General features: G+C 48.3%; 20 protein-coding genes and 1 pseudogene. 13 read left to right on the forward strand and 8 right to left on the reverse strand.

Annotated elements, in window-relative coordinates; translation table 11 throughout:
* From ACK5NH_RS09130 to ACK5NH_RS09170, 9 genes are all read left to right on the forward strand, one after another.
* On the forward strand, positions 1-732 hold a 732-nt coding region (locus ACK5NH_RS09130; RefSeq protein ID WP_416919410.1), incomplete at its 5' end, for an acyl-CoA dehydrogenase family protein.
* Between the two features lie 100 nt (positions 733-832).
* Positions 833-2,440, forward strand: coding sequence for a carboxyl transferase domain-containing protein (locus ACK5NH_RS09135; RefSeq protein ID WP_126512973.1), 1,608 nt, complete (start codon positions 833-835; stop codon positions 2,438-2,440).
* Positions 2,441-2,499: 59 nt separating this feature from the next.
* Positions 2,500-3,345, forward strand: a complete 846-nt coding sequence (locus ACK5NH_RS09140; protein ID WP_416919413.1) for an enoyl-CoA hydratase-related protein — start codon at positions 2,500-2,502, stop codon at positions 3,343-3,345.
* A complete protein-coding gene (locus ACK5NH_RS09145; RefSeq protein WP_416919415.1) occupies positions 3,345-5,384 on the forward strand; it encodes an acetyl/propionyl/methylcrotonyl-CoA carboxylase subunit alpha in 2,040 nt (679 codons plus the stop codon). Before ACK5NH_RS09140 ends, ACK5NH_RS09145 begins: the two co-directional genes overlap by 1 nt.
* On the forward strand, positions 5,385-6,332 hold the full coding sequence (locus ACK5NH_RS09150) for a hydroxymethylglutaryl-CoA lyase (RefSeq protein ID WP_416919417.1): 948 nt from the start codon (positions 5,385-5,387) through the stop codon (positions 6,330-6,332).
* A 68-nt stretch (positions 6,333-6,400) separates the two neighbouring features.
* Entirely contained in the window at positions 6,401-7,105 is a 705-nt protein-coding gene (locus ACK5NH_RS09155; RefSeq protein ID WP_133180461.1) for a CoA transferase subunit A, read from the forward strand.
* Between the two features lie 109 nt (positions 7,106-7,214).
* A complete protein-coding gene (locus tag ACK5NH_RS09160; RefSeq protein WP_188870481.1) occupies positions 7,215-7,871 on the forward strand; it encodes a 3-oxoacid CoA-transferase subunit B in 657 nt (218 codons plus the stop codon).
* A 193-nt stretch (positions 7,872-8,064) separates the two neighbouring features.
* Positions 8,065-8,388: a cytoplasmic protein gene (locus tag ACK5NH_RS09165; RefSeq protein WP_416919420.1), complete on the forward strand. Its 324-nt coding sequence runs from the start codon at positions 8,065-8,067 to the stop codon at positions 8,386-8,388.
* Positions 8,389-8,536: 148 nt separating this feature from the next.
* Complete coding sequence (locus tag ACK5NH_RS09170; RefSeq protein ID WP_416919422.1) at positions 8,537-9,298, forward strand: sulfite exporter TauE/SafE family protein; 762 nt, start codon at positions 8,537-8,539, stop codon at positions 9,296-9,298.
* Between the two features lie 59 nt (positions 9,299-9,357).
* Here ACK5NH_RS09170 and ACK5NH_RS09175 read toward each other — a convergent pair whose 3' ends face one another.
* From ACK5NH_RS09175 to ACK5NH_RS09185, 3 genes are all read right to left on the reverse strand, one after another.
* Positions 9,358-9,597 (reverse strand): HD domain-containing phosphohydrolase, encoded by a 240-nt coding sequence (locus tag ACK5NH_RS09175; RefSeq protein WP_416919424.1) that lies wholly within the window; start codon positions 9,595-9,597, stop codon positions 9,358-9,360.
* A gap of 187 nt (positions 9,598-9,784) precedes the next feature.
* Positions 9,785-10,156, reverse strand: a complete 372-nt coding sequence (locus ACK5NH_RS09180; RefSeq protein WP_416919426.1) for a response regulator — start codon at positions 10,154-10,156, stop codon at positions 9,785-9,787.
* A complete protein-coding gene (locus tag ACK5NH_RS09185) occupies positions 10,153-10,353 on the reverse strand; it encodes a hypothetical protein (RefSeq protein WP_416919428.1) in 201 nt (66 codons plus the stop codon). The genes ACK5NH_RS09180 and ACK5NH_RS09185 overlap by 4 nt, the downstream gene beginning before the upstream one ends.
* Positions 10,354-10,539: 186 nt before the next feature.
* On the opposite strand from ACK5NH_RS09185, the gene ACK5NH_RS09190 reads away from it, so the two are divergent.
* Positions 10,540-12,111, forward strand: a complete 1,572-nt coding sequence (locus ACK5NH_RS09190) for a response regulator (RefSeq protein ID WP_416919431.1) — start codon at positions 10,540-10,542, stop codon at positions 12,109-12,111.
* Positions 12,112-12,291: 180 nt separating this feature from the next.
* Here ACK5NH_RS09190 and ACK5NH_RS09195 read toward each other — a convergent pair whose 3' ends face one another.
* From ACK5NH_RS09195 to ACK5NH_RS09205, 3 genes and pseudogenes are all read right to left on the reverse strand, one after another.
* Entirely contained in the window at positions 12,292-12,969 is a 678-nt protein-coding gene (locus tag ACK5NH_RS09195; RefSeq protein WP_416919433.1) for a type 1 glutamine amidotransferase domain-containing protein, read from the reverse strand.
* Positions 12,970-13,013: 44 nt separating this feature from the next.
* Positions 13,014-14,426, reverse strand: coding sequence for a coniferyl aldehyde dehydrogenase (locus ACK5NH_RS09200; protein ID WP_416919435.1), 1,413 nt, complete (start codon positions 14,424-14,426; stop codon positions 13,014-13,016).
* 52 nt (positions 14,427-14,478) lie between these two features.
* Positions 14,479-14,902: pseudogene (locus tag ACK5NH_RS09205) on the reverse strand (organic hydroperoxide resistance protein).
* Between the two features lie 106 nt (positions 14,903-15,008).
* On the opposite strand from ACK5NH_RS09205, the gene ACK5NH_RS09210 reads away from it, so the two are divergent.
* The 3 genes from ACK5NH_RS09210 to ACK5NH_RS09220 all read left to right on the forward strand — a co-directional run bounded on the left by ACK5NH_RS09210 (position 15,009) and on the right by ACK5NH_RS09220 (position 17,840).
* Positions 15,009-15,911: a LysR family transcriptional regulator gene (locus tag ACK5NH_RS09210; protein ID WP_416919437.1), complete on the forward strand. Its 903-nt coding sequence runs from the start codon at positions 15,009-15,011 to the stop codon at positions 15,909-15,911.
* A gap of 99 nt (positions 15,912-16,010) precedes the next feature.
* The gene (locus ACK5NH_RS09215) at positions 16,011-17,516 is read left to right on the forward strand and encodes an EAL domain-containing protein (RefSeq protein ID WP_416919439.1); all 1,506 of its coding nucleotides are present in this window, start codon (positions 16,011-16,013) and stop codon (positions 17,514-17,516) included.
* 135 nt (positions 17,517-17,651) lie between these two features.
* Positions 17,652-17,840, forward strand: coding sequence for a hypothetical protein (locus tag ACK5NH_RS09220; protein ID WP_416919441.1), 189 nt, complete (start codon positions 17,652-17,654; stop codon positions 17,838-17,840).
* A 141-nt stretch (positions 17,841-17,981) separates the two neighbouring features.
* On the opposite strand, the gene ACK5NH_RS09225 is transcribed toward ACK5NH_RS09220, so the two are convergent.
* Positions 17,982-21,077 carry an efflux RND transporter permease subunit gene (locus tag ACK5NH_RS09225; protein WP_416919443.1) on the reverse strand — a complete coding sequence of 1,032 codons (3,096 nt, stop codon included), beginning with the start codon at positions 21,075-21,077 and terminating at the stop codon, positions 17,982-17,984.
* Positions 21,074-22,156 (reverse strand): efflux RND transporter periplasmic adaptor subunit, encoded by a 1,083-nt coding sequence (locus ACK5NH_RS09230; RefSeq protein ID WP_416919445.1) that lies wholly within the window; start codon positions 22,154-22,156, stop codon positions 21,074-21,076. The genes ACK5NH_RS09225 and ACK5NH_RS09230 overlap by 4 nt, the downstream gene beginning before the upstream one ends.
* Between the last annotated feature and the right edge of the window lie 312 nt (positions 22,157-22,468).

Here is a 22,468-nt window from a genome sequence, read left to right on the forward strand (position 1 = left end):
CATGCCCGTAAAGAAGGTGACCGTTATATCCTTAACGGCAACAAGATGTGGATCACCAACGGTCCCGATGCCAATACCTATGTGATTTATGCCAAAACCGACTTAACCAAAGGCGCTCACGGCATCACGGCCTTTATCGTTGAGCGTGGTTTTAAAGGTTTCAGTCAAGCGCAAAAACTCGACAAACTGGGGATGCGCGGTTCAAACACCTGTGAACTGGTGTTTGAAGATGTCGAAGTGCCAGAGGAAAACATTCTCGGCGGCCTCAACAATGGCGTCAAAGTGCTGATGAGTGGCTTAGATTACGAGCGCGTCGTGCTGTCAGGCGGCCCGCTTGGGATCATGAACGCCTGTATGGACATCGTCGTACCTTATATCCACGAGCGTGAGCAATTTGGTAAATCCATCGGTGAATTCCAATTAGTCCAAGGCAAATTAGCCGATATGTACACCGGCATGAACGCCGCTAAAGCCTATGTGTATAGCGTGGCGAAATCCTGCGATCGCGGTGAAACCACCCGTAAAGACGCCGCCGGCGCCATTCTTTACAGCGCGGAGCTGGCAACCAAAATGGCACTGGATGCCATTCAATTGCTCGGCGGTAACGGTTACGTCAACGAGTATGCGACTGGCCGCTTACTGCGCGACGCCAAACTCTATGAGATCGGTGCTGGCACCTCAGAAATTCGCCGTATGCTGATTGGCCGCGAGCTCTTTAACGAATCGAAATAAGCAGCCAAGGGCGAACGGCGCATGACGAGCTTAAGCCTTCATGCCCCTTCGCCCACCGAGCCAACTGATGCTGAGTTACCGCTTTATAAGGACAATCAAAGTGACGCAATTAAGCAGTCGTATCAACGCCCGTAGCGATGAATTTAAAGCCAAATCCGACGATATGGCCGCCCTAGTGGCCGATCTTAAAACCAAACTCGCCAAAATTGAACTCGGCGGCGGCCCCGTTGCCCTTGAGCGCCATTTGGCCCGAGGAAAACTCCTTCCTCGTCAACGAGTTGAGAAACTCCTCGACGCAGGTTCGCCCTTTTTAGAGCTGTCACAGTTCGCGGCCTTCGACGTTTACGATGAAGAAGTGCCCGCCGCAGGGATTATCGCCGGTATCGGCCGAGTGAGCGGCGTAGAGTGCATGATTATCGCCAACGATGCCACGGTCAAAGGCGGGACTTACTACCCTATCACGGTCAAAAAACACTTGAGGGCACAAGAGATTGCCAGCCGCTGCCATCTGCCCTGTATCTATTTAGTCGACTCGGGCGGCGCTAACTTGCCCCGTCAGGATGAAGTCTTTCCAGACCGCGACCATTTCGGCCGGATTTTTTACAACCAAGCGCAAATGTCCGCCAAGGGCATTCCGCAAATTGCGGTAGTGATGGGTCTGTGTACCGCGGGCGGCGCCTATGTACCTGCCATGGCCGATGAATCGATTATCGTTAAAGAACAAGGTACTATCTTCTTAGCGGGGCCGCCGTTAGTTAAAGCCGCGACTGGTGAAGAAGTCAGCGCCGAAGAACTCGGCGGCGCCGATGTACACACTAAAATTTCAGGTGTAGCGGATCACTTAGCCCAAAACGATGAGCATGCCTTGGAGCTTGCCCGCCGTGCTGTGCTGCGTCTGAATCATCAAAAACAAATCAACAGTCTACTGAGCCCAGTTAAGCCACCTAAGTTTGATATCAACGAACTCTATGGCATTGTCGGCACTGACTTGAAAAAGCCCTTCGATGTGAAAGAAGTGATCGCTCGCATCGTCGACGACTCCGATTTCGATGAGTTTAAGGCCAACTATGGCGCGACTTTGGTCTGTGGTTTTGCCCGCATTCACGGTTATCCCGTGGGAATTGTGGCCAACAACGGCATTTTATTCTCCGAATCGGCGCAAAAAGGCGCGCACTTTATCGAGCTGTGTTGCCAGCGCAAGATCCCGCTGCTGTTCCTGCAAAACATTACCGGCTTTATGGTGGGTAAAAAGTACGAACACGAAGGTATTGCTAAGCACGGTGCCAAGATGGTGACCGCAGTATCCTGTGCCAATGTGCCTAAATTCACTGTGATTATCGGTGGCAGCTACGGCGCAGGTAACTACGGTATGTGCGGCCGCGCCTTCGAACCGACCATGATGTGGATGTGGCCCAATGCGCGCATATCTGTGATGGGTGGCGAGCAAGCCGCGGGTGTATTAGCCACAGTGCGCCGCGACGGTTTAGCCCGTAAGGGCGAAGAATGGTCTGCTGAGGATGAAAAAGCCTTCAAGGCGCCGATTATTGCCCAGTACGACAAAGAGGGTCATCCCTACCATGCCAGCGCCCGCCTGTGGGATGACGGCATTATCGACCCGGCGCAAACCCGTGATGTGGTGGGCCTTGCCCTGTCAGCCGCATTAAATGCCCCTATCGAAGACACCCGCTTCGGCGTCTTCCGTATGTAACGCATCTTGCGATGCCTTACGTATCACTCATAGAGGGAATCACTATGACGGGAATAATAATGACTGACACACAACACCAGAACACTAGCACTCAATCCTTAGCTAATTTGCAGCACGTCAGCTATGCGCTGAATAACGGCGTGGGCGAGTTAATTCTTAACCGCGCTGAAGTGCACAACGCCTTCGATGAGGTGATGATCAGCGAAATGATCGCCGTCCTCGGTTATTTTGCCGAGCACAAAGACTGCAAACTGCTGGTATTAAAAGCCAATGGCAAAAACTTCAGCGCTGGCGCCGACTTAAATTGGATGCGCAAACAAGCCAAGATGGATTTTGAGCAAAATCTGAATGACGCCAAGGCGCTGGCTAAGCTGATGCAGGATTTAGATACCTTTCCAAAACCCACTATCGCCTTAGTCCAAGGGGCAGCCTTTGGCGGCGCGCTTGGGTTAATCTGCGCCAGTGATATTGCCATCGCCACCGAGCGCGCCAGTTTCTGCTTAAGCGAAGTCAAACTAGGGCTGATCCCTGCGGTGATTAGCCCCTACGTTGCCCGCGCCATGGGCAATCGCGCCTCACGCCGCTATATGCTGACCGCGGAGCGTTTTGATGCGCAAACGGCGCTCAAACTCAATGTTATCCATGAGATAAACGACGATTTAGCGGCCGCTGCCCAACCCATTATTGCCGCGCTGCTGGCCAACAGTCCGCAGGGAATGGCATGGGTAAAGACCCTACTCGCCCGCCTCGAAGATGGCGTGATAAACCAAGATACAATTGATTACACCAGCGAGCGCATCGCCCGCATTCGGGTATCTGATGAAGGCCAAGAAGGTTTAAACGCCTTTTTTGAGAAACGTCAGCCGAACTGGCACACGCCAACAGATACTCAAGGAGTTCTTTGATGTTGACTAATAGCATGTTCACTAAGCTTTTAATTGCTAACCGTGGTGAAATTGCCTGCCGCATTATCAAAACCGCGCAGGCAATGGGCGTTCGCACCGTAGCCTTATATTCCGATGCCGATAAAAACGCCCGCCATGTTGCCATGGCCGACGAATCGTTTTACTTAGGTGGCAGCGCTCCGGCGGATTCTTACCTCAAGGGCGACTTGATTATTGAAATCGCCAAAAAAGCCCAAGCGCAAGCCATTCACCCTGGCTATGGCTTCTTATCGGAAAACGCCGACTTTGCCCGCAAGTGTGAGGCAGCCGGAATCGTATTTGTTGGCCCAGGCAGCGATGCCATCGATGCCATGGGCAGCAAGAGCGCGGCCAAAGCCATTATGACAGCGGCGCAAGTGCCTTTAGTGCCAGGTTACCATGGTGACGATCAAACCGACGCTACACTCAAGGCCGAAGCCTTAAAAATCGGCTTCCCCATGCTGATTAAAGCCGCCTACGGTGGCGGTGGCAAAGGTATGCGTATCGTTGAGCACGAAGGCGAAATCATGGACGCCATCAACTCGGCGCGCCGTGAAGCGGCCTCCTCCTTCGGTAACGATAAGTTATTGATGGAGCGTTATTTACGCCAGCCCCGCCATGTCGAAGTGCAAGTGTTTGCCGATACCTTTGGCAATGCGATTTACTTATCGGATCGCGACTGCTCGATTCAGCGCCGCCATCAAAAAGTGGTCGAAGAAGCCCCTGCCCCCGGTTTAAGCGATGAGCTGCGCGCCCAAATGGGTGAAGCCGCCGTAGCTGCCGCTAAGGCCATCGATTATGTCGGTGCGGGAACCGTTGAATTCCTGTTAGATACAGACAATAGCTTCTACTTTATGGAGATGAATACCCGTCTGCAGGTAGAGCATCCAGTGACCGAAATGGTGACGGGCCAAGACTTAGTCAAATGGCAGTTAATGGTCGCAAGTGGTCAGCCTTTACCGCTCAAACAGGACGAAGTGCGTATCCATGGACACGCCTTTGAGGTACGTATTTACGCCGAAGATCCGCAAAATGAGTTCTTACCCGCCAGCGGTAAGCTCAACTTCCTGCGCGAGCCTGAGCAAAGCAAATACGTGCGTATTGACTCCGGCATCCGTGAAAACGATGTGATCAGTAACTTCTACGATCCTATGATAGCCAAGCTCATCGTGTGGGATGAGTCGCGTCCACGTGCGCTGCAACGCCTAGTGCATGCCCTCGAGTCCTATCAAATCAGCGGGCTTAAACACAATATTGAATTTTTGGCCAATATTGCTGAGCATCCCGCCTTCGCAAAGGCAGATTTTAGCACCGACTTTATCAACCGTTACGGCGATGCGCTAATTGGCAGTGCTTCGAGCGAAACCGATACGGCTATCGCCTTTGCCGCGCTGTATCAAGTACTTGCCCGTAAAGAAGCCGCCAAGGCACAGGCAATTAATAGCGCCGATCCTTACTCGCCTTGGGGCCAAGTCAGTGGCTTTAGACTCAACAGCGTTAGCCAGCATACTATTGCCCTGCTCGACGATGCCCACGAGTTACAACAATTGGTATTGTTAGACTTTGGCGATCACTACCAGCTATCTCTGCCAACGGAAGAAGGTCATGTCAGCAAGTTCCTTAGTGGTGAGCTTAAGCAGGATCTACTATTAGCCGAAATCAACGGCCATAAGAGCAAAGTGCCTGTCAGTGCTCAGGGCGATGATTTTACGCTGTTTTTACCTTCAGGCAGTTATCACTTCAGGGCGGTTAAAACCCAAGTGGTTGAGGCAGAATCGAGCAATGAAGATAAGCTCAAAGCCCCAATGAACGGCACTGTTGTGACACACTTAGTGGAAGTCGGTGCTGAGGTTAAGGCGGGACAAGGGCTACTGGTGATGGAAGCGATGAAGATGGAATACACCATCGAAGCGCCCTTCGACGGTATCGTTACCGAGTTCTACTTTAAGGCGGGCGAGTTAGTGAGCGATGGCGCTGTGCTGCTCCATGTTGAGCCCAAAGCCCAGAGCGAGGAAGCCTAAATGTCTGCTCTGGACCTTTCGAACTTAAGCGCGACCTCGTTAAGCGCCAGCTCGGATAGGGTTAGCCTATTCGAGATGGGGCCCCGTGATGGCTTGCAGAATGAGGCCGCCGTCCCGACACAGGCCAAAGTCGCCTTAATTGAATCCCTCGCCGATGCGGGTGTGAAGCGAATTGAAGCAGGCAGTTTTGTGTCACCCAAATGGGTACCACAAATGGTCGATAGCGGCGAAGTATTGCGCCAAATTCGCCGTCAAACGGGCGTGGTTTACAGCGCCCTCACCCCCAATGTCAAAGGCTTAGAGCAGGCGCTGGATGCAAAAGCTTCCGAAGTCGCTATCTTTGGTGCGGCGTCACAAAGCTTTAGTCAACGCAATATCAACTGTTCGATTGAAGAGTCGATAGAACGCTTTATCCCGTTGATGGACATGGCAAAAGCCGCCAATGTCCCAGTGCGTGGCTATGTGTCCTGCGTTTTAGGTTGCCCCTATGAAGGGGAAATCGCGGCGAGCGAAGTGGCAAGAGTGTCTGAAATCCTTTACAAAATGGGCTGTTACGAAATTTCGCTCGGCGACACTATCGGTGTAGGCACGCCGTTAAAAGCCCGTAAAATGCTGCAAGCAGTGATGGAGCGAGTACCGGTTGAAAAGCTCGCCCTGCACTTCCACGACACCTATGGCCAAGCATTAGCCAATATTACCGCCTGCCTCGACTTAGGCGTGCGCAGCTTTGACGCCTCCGTAGCGGGCCTAGGTGGTTGCCCATATGCAAAAGGCGCGTCGGGCAATCTGGCGAGTGAAGACTTGGTTTATATGCTCCACGGACTCGGTTTGAAGACGGGTATCGATTTAGAAAAACTGGCATTAGCGGGTTTTGGGATCAGCAAACAATTAAATCGTCTTAATGGCTCTAAAGTCGCCAATGCAATCTTGCAGGGCGCCAAAGCCTAGACTCAAGCGTCGAGGCGCTAAACATCCCTAGCGCCTTGGGGACTGAATAACAGTAAAAGGACATCAAAATGGCAGGACTCAATAAAGTCGTCAGCAGCTATGAAGAAGCGTTAACAGGTTTATCCGATGATATGACCATTATGGTTGGCGGTTTTGGCCTGTGCGGTATTCCTGAAGGCTTAATCAATCAAATGGTTAAGATGGGCGTTAAGGGCTTAACTGCCATTTCAAACAACGCTGGTGTGGATGATTTCGGTCTGGGCTTATTGTTAAAACATCGCCAGATTTCGACCATGATCGCCTCCTACGTGGGTGAAAACGCCACCTTCGAACAGCAAATGCTCTCGGGCGAACTGAATGTGATTTTAACGCCGCAGGGCACACTGGCGGAGAAAATCCGCGCGGGTGGTGCAGGCATTCCGGCGTTTTTCACCGCCACAGGCTTCGGCACCCCCGTGGCGGAAGGTAAAGAAACCCGTGAAATCAAAGGCCGTCACTATGTGTTAGAAGAATCACTGACCGCCGATTTTGCCCTCGTTCGCGCTTGGAAAGCCGATACTATGGGTAACTTAGTGTTCCGCAAAACCGCCGCTAACTTTAACCCTATGATGGCGACTGCGGGCAAAATCACGGTAGTGGAAGCCGAGTTTATTGTAGAGCCGGGCGAGCTCGATCCTGATCATATCCATACTCCCGGCATTTATGTTGATCGCGTCATCCAAGGCAAGTTCGAGAAACGTATCGAGCAGCGCACGGTAAAAGCGGCGAAATAAGAAACGCTAACGATTAACAACGCAAGCTAAAGCGACAGAGTCTAAGCCCTAAATAAAGACCGAAAAATTGAGGCCAATAGCGACTCTAGGTAAAGGAAGGATAAAGATCATGGCATTATCAAGAGAACAACTGGCACAGCGCGTTGCCAAAGAATTACAAGACGGCTACTACGTCAACCTCGGTATTGGCATTCCCACGCTCGTGGCCAACTACATTCCCGCTGGTATGGAAGTGATGCTGCAATCGGAAAACGGCCTGCTCGGCATGGGTGAGTTTCCGACGGAAGAAACCATAGATCCGGATTTAATCAACGCCGGCAAACAAACCGTCACCGCGGTAAAAGGCGCCTCGTTTTTCTCCTCCGCCGAAAGCTTTGCAATGATCCGTGGCGGCCATGTGGACTTAACCGTACTCGGCGCCTTTGAGGTCGATGTGAATGGTTCCATCGCCTCATGGATGATCCCAGGCAAGCTTATCAAGGGCATGGGCGGCGCAATGGATTTAGTGGCGGGTGCAGAAAATATTATCGTGACTATGATGCACGCCGATAAGTACGGTAACTCTAAGCTGTTACCCGTGTGCGAATTGCCCCTCACAGGTTACGGCTGCATCAAACGTGTTGTCACCGATTTAGCCTTTATCGAGATTAAAGATGGTGCCTTCCATCTGTTAGAGCGCGCCCCCGGTGTCAGCGTTGAAGAAATTGTTAGCAAAACCGCTGGCAAATTAATCGTACCAGAGCATGTACCAGAGATGGTGTTTTAAACCTTCTTAAAAATGCGAAGATAGTCAAATTCGGTTAATTTCCCCGTGAATAAAGCCCAGACTAGTTCTGGGCTTTTTAATATACAAATCGCTCCTGAGTCTCCGCCGAAAGTTGTTATCCAACTGATAAACTTTGCTTTATTGATACAGTTATGGATTAACGTCCTCTGTTTTTGACGAAATAATTCTCCCTATGAATGAACTTAAACGCCTAATCGAGCGCATAAAAACCGACTATGCCATCACCACCAAGGAAGAGCTGGCGGCATTACTGTCGCAGGATGAACTGCTTCGACAAAGGATAAAAAACCAAGATGCTCAATATTGGGTGAACTTTAGGAAGAATACCTTCGATGGTTGGTACTGCGTCGCTGCGCCATCAAATGCCAGCTACCATGTGTACTATCAAGAGCGTGGGCAAAATTGCTGGGGAGAAGAGGTGTTTAGCGATCAAAACCTAGCCACCGCGACGGTAATCTTTGATTCAGGGCTATTTCACGCAGAACTGGAAGACTGACGCTAAGAGATAAAGCGACCTTCAATCGTTCTTTACCTACTACAGCAATTTTATTGGCTTTTCATCTGAGTGACTTACTGTTAAGGTGATGTTTTTATAAGCAATTGACGTGCTAGTTCAACACGACAATGGCAGCGGAGCATTTACTATGGATTGGTTACTGATCGCCCTCGCAGGCTTACTCGGCGGCATGTTAAATGCGGTGGCGGGCGGCGGCAGTTTTATCACCTTATTTGCCCTTGTGTTTGTGGGCGTGCCACCACTGATGGCCAACGCTACGGGCACTGCCGCCCTGCTTCCTGGCTACCTTGCCAGTGCTTGGCGTTTTCGAAAAGAGATTAAATATCCGGCAAATCTTAACCTAAAAACTCTGTGCTTGATTACGATAGTTGGCGGATGCCTCGGCGCGGCGATTCTGCTAAGCACCAGCGAGCAAGTATTTGCTTATCTCGTCCCTTGGTTAATTTTGTTGGCTACACTCGCCTTTATTGCCGGACCTTGGTTACTAAAAAAACGTTTAGCCAATGCCAGCCTCACCCGTGTTAGTACAGTCAAACCACAGACAGCAATGATTGCTCTCTGCATTGTCTGTATTTACGGAGGCTATTTTAACGGGGGATTAGGGATTATTTTACTCGCAACCTTCGGGTTACTCGGGCAAACCCAATTACATGGCATGAACGGGCTTAAGAATTTACTCTCCGCCCTACTCACCACCATTGCCGTGGTGATTTACGCCTGGGGCGGGCTTATCGATACTCAGCATTTGTTGTTACTCGCATTTATGGCAATCATTGGTGGCTACCTTGGTGCGACCTTGGCCTATCGTATCCCCCATACCCTATTAAGGGGGTTAATTATTTTAATAGGTCTATTGATGACGATAGGCTTTTTTATCCGAGAAGCTTAAGTGTGTAAAATACGCCTCGTATATATCGGTGATTAATACGGTCTTGCTTCCAATGTCCTTTAGGACTCAGCAAACTTAGATTTCACCTGTAATATCTGGGGCAAAATACGCTTAAATAACACGACTAAATCTGGGTCAAAATGTTTTCCCGATTGCTCAGTGATATAGTCTAAAAGCGGCTCGACAGTCCTGGGCTTTTGTAAGGGCGCTCTCATTAATGCATCAAACACATCCGCAAGCGCCACAATTCTTGCCTCTAAGGGAATGTCCAGCTCCTTAAAAGGCCATAGGGTAGCCACTGCCATCCCATTTTTCATGGTGACTGACAGCAATCAGCTTAGCCATCCCCAATATATCAGAACTATGGTCACCCAGAATTTCGGACCATAGAGGGTATTACGTTTCATCATTTCCCATTCTTCACTATCGAGTCTTCCGGGTTTCAGGATCCGGTCGGGTACGATATCGTGTATAGGAACCGCTTCTTCAAGCCTTTGGCACCACTCCTTTGGCATTACCAGAGCTTTTGCCAAAATGGCTCATACGAATAACATGCATGTCGGTTTCATTATCCCGAAATTCGGCCGCGCGTCCAAAACGTTTGATGATTTCTAGGCGGGTTTCGGTGAGGTTCTGAGTACATTCTCTGACCTTTTCTTCCAGTTCCCTTTTTTGATCGTAAAGCGCTAAATGGGTACGCATCCGAGCAAGTACAATCGGCGGACTGATGGGTTTTGAAATGTAATCAATAGCGCCTAACTCAACGCCGCGCTGCTCATCGGCAATATCGCCGCTGGCGGTCACAAATATCACTGGAATACTCGTGTTTTTTGGCTCCTGTTTAAGCGCATTTATCACTTCGAATCCATCTCAGGCATCATGACATCGAGGAAGGTCAAATCTGGGGACGGGATTTTAGCGGCAATTTTCAACGTACTTTGATCATTGATAACCGCTTTAACCCGATTGAGGCTGCAATACAGCCCAAGAATATCAATATATTCCGTTCTATCATCGACGATTAACACTGTTCTTAAATCGTTTGACAATGTCATCTGGGTTGTCCCCCTAGGTTAAAGCTTATTTTTCTATTTCCTTACGTGGGCAACTCATTTATGTCCTAAAATAATAGCAATTCATAAATCTTTATTAACTCTTACAGTTACGCTACGGCATCTAGTCAAACCTTGTATTAAGCACCAGTTAAATTAAGCATAGTTTCATTACTCTAAGTGTGGAAAATGAATAATTACTTATCAAAAAAATTTCTTATCGTCGATGACATGGATTTGGTACGAAAAACGCTCAGGGATGGGTTGTATAAGCTGGGCTTTAAAAACGTCATTATTACTGATAACGGTCAAGAGGCGCTCAATATACTCGACAGCCAACCTATCGACTGCATACTTTCAGACTGGAATATGCCGGGAATGTCAGGTCTTGAGCTACTGCGATTGGTCAGATCTACCGATAAGTTTAAGAAAATCCGCTTCATGTTGGTTACAGGCCTTGTCGACCGCAACAGTGTCAACTCAGCAATTGTCGAGGGAGTCGACCAATTTCTGGTAAAACCTTTTAATCTTGCCAGCCTTGAGAAAAAAGTCCGGATCATGCTGAGTCGCCCGGCCAATACGCCCATGAATGACATCACTAATGGGGACTCCGCGCTAGAACTCAGTGAAAATACCGATAGAGGACCTAACTCACCCGCACCCGAAATGAACAAAAAGAATGGACTGATTCTGGTTGTTGATGATATCAGCAGTAACATCGATATTCTGGTCGGACTCTTACATGATGATTACAAGATTAAAGCCGCTCGCAGTGGTGCCGCAGCATTGAAAATTTGTCAGAGTGATACCCCACCCGATTTGATATTACTCGATGTGATGATGCCAGAAATGGACGGTTTCGAAGTCTGCCGCCGCCTAAAGGCCGACCCTAATACCCAACATATCCCGATTATTTTTATCACCGCCAAAACAGAAACCGTTGATATTACACAGGGTTTCGCTCTTGGCGCGGTTGACTATGTGACCAAACCACCACAACCCGAAGTGTTAAAAGCAAGGGTGTATACCCATATTAATTTGAAACATTCACGGGATGAATTGTTAGACAGAATCGATACTGTACTGGATAACGCCCGACTGCGGGAAGAAATCGAGCATATGACGCGCCATGACCTTAAAAATCCGCTATCGGCACTTATCGGCATCGCAGATGAGTTAATTGATGATCGCTGGCTTGCGATTGAACAGCGAATGAAAGTTGAAGATATGCGCACCGAAACCTATAGGGTGCTGAGCATGATAAATAGCTCCCTCGATCTCTACAAAATGGAGATGGGGACCTACAAATTACAAGCTCACCCCTACAACATCGTCGATACCCTGCTAGGAGTCGTCAAAGAAGGCCGCGCCTATGGGCTGAAAAATCATATTAAAGTGCTCTGCAATACTCCAGACAACATAACGGTAAATGGAGAAGAGTCCTTATGTTTTACCATGCTAAGTAACCTGCTGCGCAACGCCATTGAAGCCTCAGGCACAGATAAAATTGTTTACACTGAACTCAAAGAAGTAGATGGTCATGCGATTATCCAAATACATAATGATAGCGTGGTACCAGAGGAGATCCGCGATAGCCTCTTTGAAAAACATGTCACCCACGGTAAACGCGGCGGGACTGGATTAGGGGCCTATTCAGCCCAATTAATGGCCCATATCCAGAAAGGGGAAATCGATTTTGTGTCCTCTGAAAAAAATGGCACTATCTTCAAAGTAACCTTACCCTTAGAACATTTGAGTTGAATATCGCTCGGTATTATTGGATGGAATGTTCGCACTTGGACATTCCCCCTCTACTCGCACACAGAAATGCTCACCCAATGGACAGTCAATTGGCGATGGGGCAAAGCGAGTTAAAATCGCTGCGCACAATGTGACAAGCCCCCAACAGATTGGAGGCGAGCACTTTAATGCTATTATTCGTTAAGACAATTGTTTGAGCAGCGCCAAGGCAACTGGTTCGGAGCTGGCAGGGTTTTGTCCAGTGATAAGTTTGCCATCTTCAATCACATTTGGCACCCAATCTTGGTTTTTTTGATAATGTGCCCCAAGACGAATAAATTCATCTTCAATAAGAAAAGGGACGACATCGGTAAGTTGTACCGCCGCTTCTTCACCATTAGTAAATCCCGTCACATGGCGTCCTTTAACGAATGGCTCTCCATTTGCGGCTCTTACATGGCGTAGCACTGCTGGAGCATGACATACAAAACCCGTTGGTTTATTTGCTGCCGTAAATGCCTCGATTAATTTGATGGAATCGGCTGAATTGGTTAAATCCCACAGTGGGCCATGGCCACCAGGATAAAACACTGCATCAAAATCATCAGCCTTAACTGTCTCTAATTTAACTGTGTTCGCCAGCGCTTGCTGCGCAATCTGATCTTGGTTAAATCTGCGGGTTAACTCAGTTTGAAAATCTTCCAGCGCACTTTTTGGATCGAGCGGCGGTTGCCCGCCCAATGGTGAAGCTAACACCAACTGGGCGCCTGCGTCTTTAAAGGTGTAATAAGGTGCAGCAAATTCTTCTAACCAAAACCCTGTTTTGTGGCCTGTATCGCCTAGATCACTATGAGAAGTTAATACCATTAAAATTTTCATTGTTCATACCTCGTCCCGCAACGCGAGTTGATTATAGATAAAGTTTAAGCGTTAAAAAGCGTAGCTAATGCAGCATGTTTTTGCTGATACGGTGCACGTAGACGCAAACCTGAAGCGCCGTCCTTACTTTGGATCACCACCGCTTTGGCATGGGTAAATCGTTTAAATCCGTGGATACCATGATAAGCCCCCATACCTGAAGCGCCAACGCCGCCAAAGGGTATGGTTTCGATAGCTACGTGAGTCATGACATCATTAATCACCAGAGCGCCAGATGTTGTTCGGGCTGCAAAGTATTGTTGTTGCTGACAATCGTCACCGAAATAATAAGCGGCTAACGGCCTAGGATGAACATTAATGTAATCTATAGCTTCATCCAGTTGTTGATAGGTTTTTACTGGGAGAATTGGGCCAAAAATCTCCTCCTGCATGATCAGCATCTCTTCGGTCACATTTAAAATGATCTGCGGTGCTATCTTGCGAGTTTCAGCGTTAAAGTCGACTTCCCCATCGGGTGCTAAGCTGACCACTTGAGCCCCTTTACTTTTCGCATCGGCAATTAGTGATATTAAACGGTCATAATGCCGCGGACTGATTATCGACGTATAGTCGTCATTTTGCTGCACACAAGGCAAGCTTGCAGACATAAATTGGCGTGCCGCTGCGACAAAATTATCCGTACCCCCCTGTGGAATAAGTACATAGTCAGGTGAAACACAAATTTGACCGGCATTAAAGGTTTTTACCGTCATGATACGTTCAGCCACCTGCTGAATGTTTGCGTCGGGTGCAATCACCACGGGAGATTTTCCGCCCAGCTCTAATGTTACTGGTACTAAGTTTTCTGCCGCGGCACGCATGACATGTTTTCCAACAGCCGTGCTCCCCGTAAATACCAGATGGTCAAAGGGAAGAGCACTAAACGCCTGTCCGACTTCGGCATCGCCCAATACCACGACTAACTCATGGGGCTCAAAATAACGCGTGACCAACTCAGCTAACAGTGCCGAAGTATGCGGCGTCAGCTCCGACGGTTTCAGCATCGCCGTGTTACCGGCCGCGAAAATGCCGGCTAACGGACTAAATGCAAGATTGAGCGGAAAATTCCATGGACTGATAATCCCAACGACACCAAGGGGCTGTTGCTGGATCCAAGTTTGCATCCCATCAACGGGAGCCGCCACCACCTCGGACAGCATCCATTGTTCGACATGTGCTTGCGCATATTCAAGCGCATGAATACTGCCTGCCACATCCGTAAGCAGTGATTGATAGGCACTGCGATGACCAAAGTCGGCACTGATCGCGGCTATCAGTTGTGGATGATTTTCACTCAGCAATATGATGGCGCGGTGTAAACGGTCACGACGTAATTCTATGTCGGCTGGGCCGCGTGTAAGCTGAGCGCTTTTTAATCCATTGAGAATGTTGTGTAATGCAGTTTTTGTTTGAGACATATTGAGATCCTGTTCTTATAAAAGAGGACTAACGACGCTGATTAGATAATGTTTAATTGCACGTGCGGGTGGCGTTTGAATAAGGGCACACTTGATGTGCTGCGTTCACCAAGGTTTCAACCGCGAGTTGGTCAACGCTAGGCATTTCGATGTTCAGAGCTATAGTCAAGCCGTAGCCTTGGGTTTCTAACATGCCAATACCCACTTCTGCAGTAACGCTTGTATCCTCTGTCACTTGGACAAATTGTGTTTTATTACCCACCGCCACCGCTTTCATGGCGCTTAAAAAGCAAGCCGCATATCCGGCTGCAAACAGTTGTTCAGGATTATTACCAAATCCACGTCCGCCAAGCTCTTTAGGGGCACCTAACCACACATGTAGTGAGCCGTCTTCGTACTTACATAGCATCTCGACCACCAGTTGCAGTAGCTTCTGTGCGATACAGTTCTTTCTTCACCATAACAAATTCCTTCATTTCATACGTTTGAACTCATTTCTGTTGCGATAAGCATAATTAAAAGTGTCTGTGAGGCGCTAACAATGCTATTTTGGTAAGGGTATAAATAAATTTATGGGTATGTATGTCGTTAGTCAGACTAAGGACTTTTATTGAGGTATATCGGCAACGCTCAATTAGCGCTGCCGCGCGCATGTTGAACCTTACACAGCCAGCCGTATCGCAACATATCGCAGGGCTTGAAGTCGCTGTGGGCAGACCGTTATTTGAACGGCAGGTTAACGGAGTATCGCCGACGTCTGCTGCGGATGAATTGGCGGCAGATATTGGGGACAAATTAGATGCAGTAGAAGCAGCCCTAGCCTCTGCAAGAGCACGTTCCCGTGATGTATCTGGAGCCTTGCAATTGATTGGCCATACTGATTTTATGGCGGAAAATCTTGCCCCCGAATTAGCCCCATTGTTGGAAGCCGGTATTCGGGTTCGAATGCACACTGGTGATGGTCCGATGGTCACACAAATGCTGCTGGAAGGTCATTGTGACTTAGGCATTTCTGCTCATCCAGTGACAGATAGTCGCCTTAAAAGTGAGATACTGCTGACCGACAAGGTGATTGCAGTGGCGTCTCCCGCTGTGGTCGAACGGATTGAACAAGCTGCTGAGTTTAACAAAGCTTTACTAAACGAGCCGCTGTTAGCCTATAACTTAGAATTATCATTAGTGGATGCTTGGCTTAACGCGAACCGAATTGATGCACCGAACTTGATACCTGCCATGGTTGGACAAGACCTTAGAGCCCATAGAAATCTGTTAGTTCAGGGAATTGGATGGTCTGTTTTGCCACATTTTTTATGTGAAAAGCAGCTCAATAGCGGTGAGCTAAAATTCATCCCACCACCCCGCACTAATACGGAAATTATCTACTACCTCATTTGGTTGCCCAGTGCTTTACGCCAACCCCGAGTAGCCCATGCTCGAACTGTCCTGTTAGGGAGTTTACAGGGGGATGGCGAGGTCTGCTCATAGGGGAATGAAAATCACAGCTGATAGCAGGACTACATTATGAGAAAACTACAACTCATAATATATACTTGGGTGTGGGAATTCATTTAGCGCAGTATAGCTATGTGCAAAAACAACATCTTTTTCCGCTATTTCCTGATTTTAGTCATCTATTTAGTTGGCGTTTTGCTGCTATTAACTTACGGGTATTCGCGCTTACATTCGGAAGCCAAAGATCGCGAGCTCTGGGTCAATCAGCAATTTTTTAATGCGATCACAGAGATCCAGCATTTTTACGAATCTAAATTAACCCAATTTTTTCCAATCGAACAATGCGATAATTTTCTTCTGGCTTCTCAGCCTCTTCTACTTGCATCGTCTTTTATTCGCAGTATTAATGCTTCACATGGGGAGATGATCATTTGTAGTACTATATCGTACAAGGCTCCCACCAAGATAACTAATTGGAAACCATCAGGAAAAAATATTGAATTACGTTATGTAAAACAAACTCCCTATGCTTATTTATTCAGCACCAAAAGCCGTCAAAGTATTCTCTCATTTCACTTCGAAAAAGATAATTATTACGGTCTGTATGTTGCCGTTTATCCTGAATCAATTTTTAAAATTCTCGGCGATTCGGGATTCATCCAAACAACAATAAGGGTCGAGAATGCGACTTTTTATCCCGACGGACATATTGTTGAAGAGCAAAATAACCTGCCCGATCAGCAACTATTTGTTGTCGGCAGCAATGTGTCACTCAGTGCTTTTGCAATCTACATTTACAATTATTACAGTGCCTTGCTACTGAGTTGGACATTCATCATCTTGGTGAGTGCCAAAAGTTTGGCGCATTATTTGTACTCCTTCAGCCTCGATTACTGGCGTATACGCCATGCGATAAAACAGAAGCAATTTCACCCCTATATTCAACCTATTGTAAATGACTTAGGTGAAGTGACCGGTGGCGAAGTATTGGTACGTTGGATCCATCCCCATAAAGGCGTCATCTCTCCAGCTCTATTCATTGATCAAGTTGAAGCAAATGGGCAGATAGTCGGCATTACTTCGATTCTCATGAAAAAATGCGCTGCGGCTATTGCAGCTACTCATTTTCCGGTTATGGAGCAAAATTTTCGTATCGGTTTTAACGTCTGCCCCAACCAATTTGATAGTAATACCCTCAGCCAAGATATAGAGCGATTTCAAGCCATCATTGCGGACAAACCTGTCAGTTTACTGATTGAAATTACAGAGCGTAAAGAATTCTCTAGCAATGAAAAATACCGCAATTCTATTCACGAACTACGAAGCAAAGGAGTACTGGTGGCGCTAGATGATTACGGTACCGGCCACTGTTCATTGAAGTATTTGCACAATACCGAAATTGACATGATCAAAATTGATATGATGTACGTCGCAACCATCGATAGTGGTAATACCCAAATTCTCGATAACATTATTAGTCTTGCGCGCAGTCTCGATGTGCCTTTGTTAGCCGAAGGTGTCGAATCTGAAACACAATTTAATTATTTGAAAGCGAAGAAAATAGAGCGCTATCAAGGGTATCTTTGGGGGAAGCCATTGTCTTTAGAAGATTTCATTCGACAATATTTATTGGGTTAATTGGATGCAAGCCCTGATTGGCTTAGTTTCTACATCAATTTTTAAAGCCGAAGCTGAGCTCAGCAATGTTTATTGACTTGCCAAACGACCTAACCCAAAAGGTCGTCCATGATTGTTCAGTCAAGTTCCATCACAATGTCACAGATGGTAAGCGCCGAGTGTGGCGCAAACTGCATATTACCGCAGCACCTGATAAGCATAAGATTATCGCCGTTTTCATCAACCGCCATGTATCGGATAAAGCAGCTATTGGATAGCCGCTTAACTATCTTAAATGACAATGCCAAGGGAAGCGAACTGACCTATGGTCAAGGCAATGAATAAGCTTATTGGCCCTGGCCCTTCTGCGGTCTTTTAACACCAAACTGATTCAACTTGGTTAACTATCATAATTACCGCAAAAAAAGCGCCTAACCCTTAATGCAGGTTAGGCGCTTTAGTTATCAGCACTAAGCTAAGTGATCATCAGCCTTCGGCGAGTTCCTTCTCTAATTGCTGGGCAATGGCTTCTGGCGAGCCGCTATTACGGGCAAAGAGACCGTAGGCGGTTGGGATCACAAAGATAGTGAACAAGGTCGCCAGCATAATGCCCGAAAGCACCACTACACCAATCACGAAACGGGTTTCCGCCCCCGCACCGGCGGCTAATACCAGAGGTACGGCGCCCGCGGCAGTGGTAATCCCCGTCATTAGGATGGGGCGTAAACGCTGGCAAGAGGCTTGAATAATGGCGCGGTCAAAATCGACGCCCTTATCCCGCAACTGGTTGGCAAATTCGACGATCAGAATACCGTTTTTCGCTGCCAAACCGACCAGCATAATAATCCCAATTTGGCTGTAGATATTAAGACTCTGGCCCGTAAACCACAGTCCAATCAAGGCGCCAACCGTGGCAAGCGGTACCGTCAGCATGATCACCATTGGGTGAATATAGCTTTCGAACTGCGCCGCTAATACCAGGAACACAATCCCCAGCGCCAGCAGGAACACAAAGTACATTGAGCTGCCAGACTCTTGATAATCAAGGGATTGTCCCTTGTAGCTGATCACCGCTTCCGCAGGCAGATAAGCACGCGCCACTTGATTGAGGTAATCCAGTGCTTCACCTAGGCTATAACCATCCGCCAAGCTGGCCTCAATGGTGATCGCCCGCATACGGTTATAACGGTTAAGGGAACTGGCATCGGCAAACTCTTCTACCGTAACTAAGTTCGACAGTGGGATCAGCTCCTTCGTCCGTTCGGAGCGAACATAGATATTTTGCAGATCGGCCGCAGTATTTTGGTTACTGCGTTCCCCTTCCACAATTACATCATACTCTTCGCCATCACGCATAAAGGTTGTGACTAAACGCGAGCCCAGCATAGACTCCAAGGTGCGGCCGATATTGGAAATCGATACCCCAAGGCTAGCCGCCCTGTCCCTGTCGATGACCACTCTAAGCTGCGGTTTGGTCTCTTTATAGTCGTGGTCAAGGCCAAGCAGCTTAGGATTTTCCGCAGCCTTTTCCATCATAATATCGCGCCAGCGGGCCAACTCTTCGTAGCTTGGGCCACCAATCACAAACTGCACAGGTTTACCCACGCCACGGCCAAAGGCTTGGCGCATCACGGGGAATGCTTGCACTCCGGCTAAATCCGCGAGGCGCTTGTTAATATCGCCTATCACTTCTTTCATCGGGCGACGTTGCCCCCAATCTTCGAGCACGATAATCGCCATACCGTTAGAGAAGTCGGCGGCGCGGCCAAAGCCACGAGGAGCACGGATCAGCAAGCGCTTAATATCGCCCGAGTCCACCAACGGCATTAAACGGTTTTCCACTTCGTTCATGTAGGATTCGATATATTCGTAACTCGCACCCTGCGGCCCGTTAACCATCAGGAATAAGGAACCACGGTCTTCCTGTGGTGCAAATTCTTGCGGCACTTTTTGGGCCAGCAACACACTGCTCCCAAGCGCAATCAAGACTAATACTGACATCAGCACAGGTCTTGCCATCGCCTTCTCAAGCGAACTTTGATAGCCGCGGGAAATGCCCGTCATAATGCCATCGACCTTACGCACTAACCACGAATCCTGCGATGCGGGTTTCAGCAACTTAGAACACATCATCGGGCTTAAGGTTAAGGCCACGATACTGGAGAAGATCACCGCCGCACTCATGGCCACCGCAAACTCTTTAAAGAGTTTACCTAAGTCCCCTTCGAGGAAGGTGATCGGCATAAATACCGCCACCAATACTAAAGTGGTAGCAATGACCGCAAAGGCCACTTCACGGGCGCCCAAAAATGCCGCTTTTAAGGGCGAATCCCCTTCTTCGATACGGCGGTGAATGTTTTCCAGCATCACAATCGCATCGTCCACAACCATACCGATGGCGAGGATCATCGCCAGCAGTGTCAACAGGTTGATTGTGTATCCCAAGGCATAGAGCACGATAAAAGTACCGAGCAAAGACACGGGCACAGTAATCGCGGGGATTAACATGGCGCGCACACTGCCGAGGAACAGATAAATAACGATGATCACCAGCACCATTGCCGTAAAAAGGGTTTGATATACCTCTTTAATTGAGGCTTCAATAAACACAGAACTGTCGTAACTGCGCTTAATCGACATGCCCGCTGGCAGCGTTGGATTGATCTTATCGACTAAGGCATTAACGGCGCGGGCCACTTCCAAGGTGTTGGCTGTCGATTGCTTAGACACCCCAAGCCCTATCATGGCCTCCTTGTTGCCGCGGAACATAATGCGCTCTTCTTCCGAGCCAACCTCCACCTTAGCCACATCGCCCAGCTTCACTAGGTAACCGTCTTGCCCTTGGGAAATCACCAAATTTGCAAAGTCCTCGGCGCTGCGATAGCTACGCTCTAAACGCACAGTAAAGTGACGCTCCTTAGACTCAATCGAACCTGCGGGTAACTCAACGTTTTCAGCCCTAAGCGCGGCTTCGACATCGGCTACCGTCAAGCTTCTGGATGCTAGGGCTTGTCTGTCGAGCCATACTCGCATGGCGTAAACCTTGCCACCACCGATACGGATCATCGACACACCGTCCACCACGGACAGACGGTCGGATAAATAGCGGCGGGTGTAATCGGTCAGCTCTAATGTGGTCATTTGATCCGACACTAAGTTGAGCCACATAATCACTTCATCGCCACCGTTGGCCTTTTGTACCTCTGGGGGATCGGCTTCTTCGGGTAAGTTATCGAGCAGGCCTGAAATTCTATCGCGCACATCGTTCGCCGCATCTTCAATGTTGCGGCTAATATCGAACTCTAAGGTCACTTGTGAGCGGCCATCGCTGCTCGATGAACTCACATGGCGAATGCCTTCGACGCCGCTGATCCTATCTTCAATCAGCTGGGTGATACGGCTCTCGACCACAGCAGCACTGGCACCGCGATAGTTAGTTTCAATCGAGACAATCGGCGGGTCGATGTTAGGGTATTCCCGCAGCGGTAACTTATCGAATGCCACTAAACCAAAGGCCACCAGCAATAAGCTAATAACCGAGGCAAATACAGGTCGTTTAACGGAAAGATCTGTCAGGATCATACACTTGGCTCCGCGTTAGCATCGGAAAGATAGCTAAACTTCTCAGCCAATTCGGTTTTGACCACATCGCCTGGGTGCACTTTAAGTAGCCCGCGGATCACCACGTTTTCACCAATCTCTAAACCACCGAGGATTTCAACCCAACCGCGAGTACGAATACCAATGGTGACTTGCTTACGCTCAATCACATTGTCTTTATTGACGCTGTAAACAAAGTGCTCTTTTTGGATCGGGATAATCGCCGACTCAGGCAGCATCAACGCTTCACGGCTGCGCTTGATCAGTTTGACCTTCATCAGCATGCCGGGCAGTAAACGTAAATCAGGATTTGGGATTTCGGCGCGAACAATCACGGCGCGAGTGGTTGGATTAACACGGCTATCGATAGAAATCACTTTGCCTTTAAAGATTTCATCGGGGAACGCCACGGCTTTGGCTTCGACTTGTTTGCCGGGCTGTAGGTCTTGAATGAAGCGCTCAGGCACCGAAAAGTCTAATTTAATCTTAGAAATATCATCGAGTGTAGTGATCTCAGTACCTGGCGTCACTAGGCTACCCACACTCACTTGACGCAGGCCTAAACGGCCATTAAAGGGCGCCACTATACTGCGATCATTGAGGGATGATTGCGCCTGCTCTAACTCAGCGCGAGTGGTATCGATTAAGGTTTGCAGACGGTCACGTTCTAACTCCGCCACAGTGCGACTGGTCACCAGAGAGCTGATCCGCGCTAACTCGCGCTGATTGTCACTCACCTTCACCTGCGCCACTTTCACTTTGGCTATCTGCTCAGCATTTTGTAGTTGTACCAATAAGTCGCCCTTTTTGACGATATCGCCATCATCAAACTTGAGCGAAGTAACCACATCGGTAACTTTAGGCGTGATAGTTACAGACTCAAAGGCCTTGTTGGTGCCTATGGCTTCGACTTCGTCACGCACAGGGGCCATAACGGCAGTCGCGATAACCACATTAGGGGTGAGCTTAACTTTAGCTTGCTGCGGCGCTTGGGGTTGCATACTTTGGTATCCAAACCAGCCCGCAGCCAAAATGGCGATGATAATTATGATTTTTTTCATCTGGCTTCCAAATGATGATGACTCGCATTAGTGACGGCTAGTTTACCCACTCGCATCATTGCATCAATACGTTTTACTTTTCCTTACAAATTACGCCAACTACATAAAATATGTAATAAATGGCAATTTGAGTCAGAAAGGATAAGCAGGATTAAGAATACAGTAGGATAATTGGCACTTTTAGCGAATTACTTCAACAAAAGTCAAAATTGAAAACACTTTATCTAAAACCATGCTTTAAATATTGATATACGCCAGAAATATTCTGAAACATCATTCTGTATAGTTAACGCACAGGGTGAGCATAGCGGC

Origin of the sequence: Shewanella sp., assembly GCF_047975355.1 — a bacterium.
Classification (GTDB): Bacteria; Pseudomonadota; Gammaproteobacteria; order Enterobacterales; family Shewanellaceae; genus Shewanella.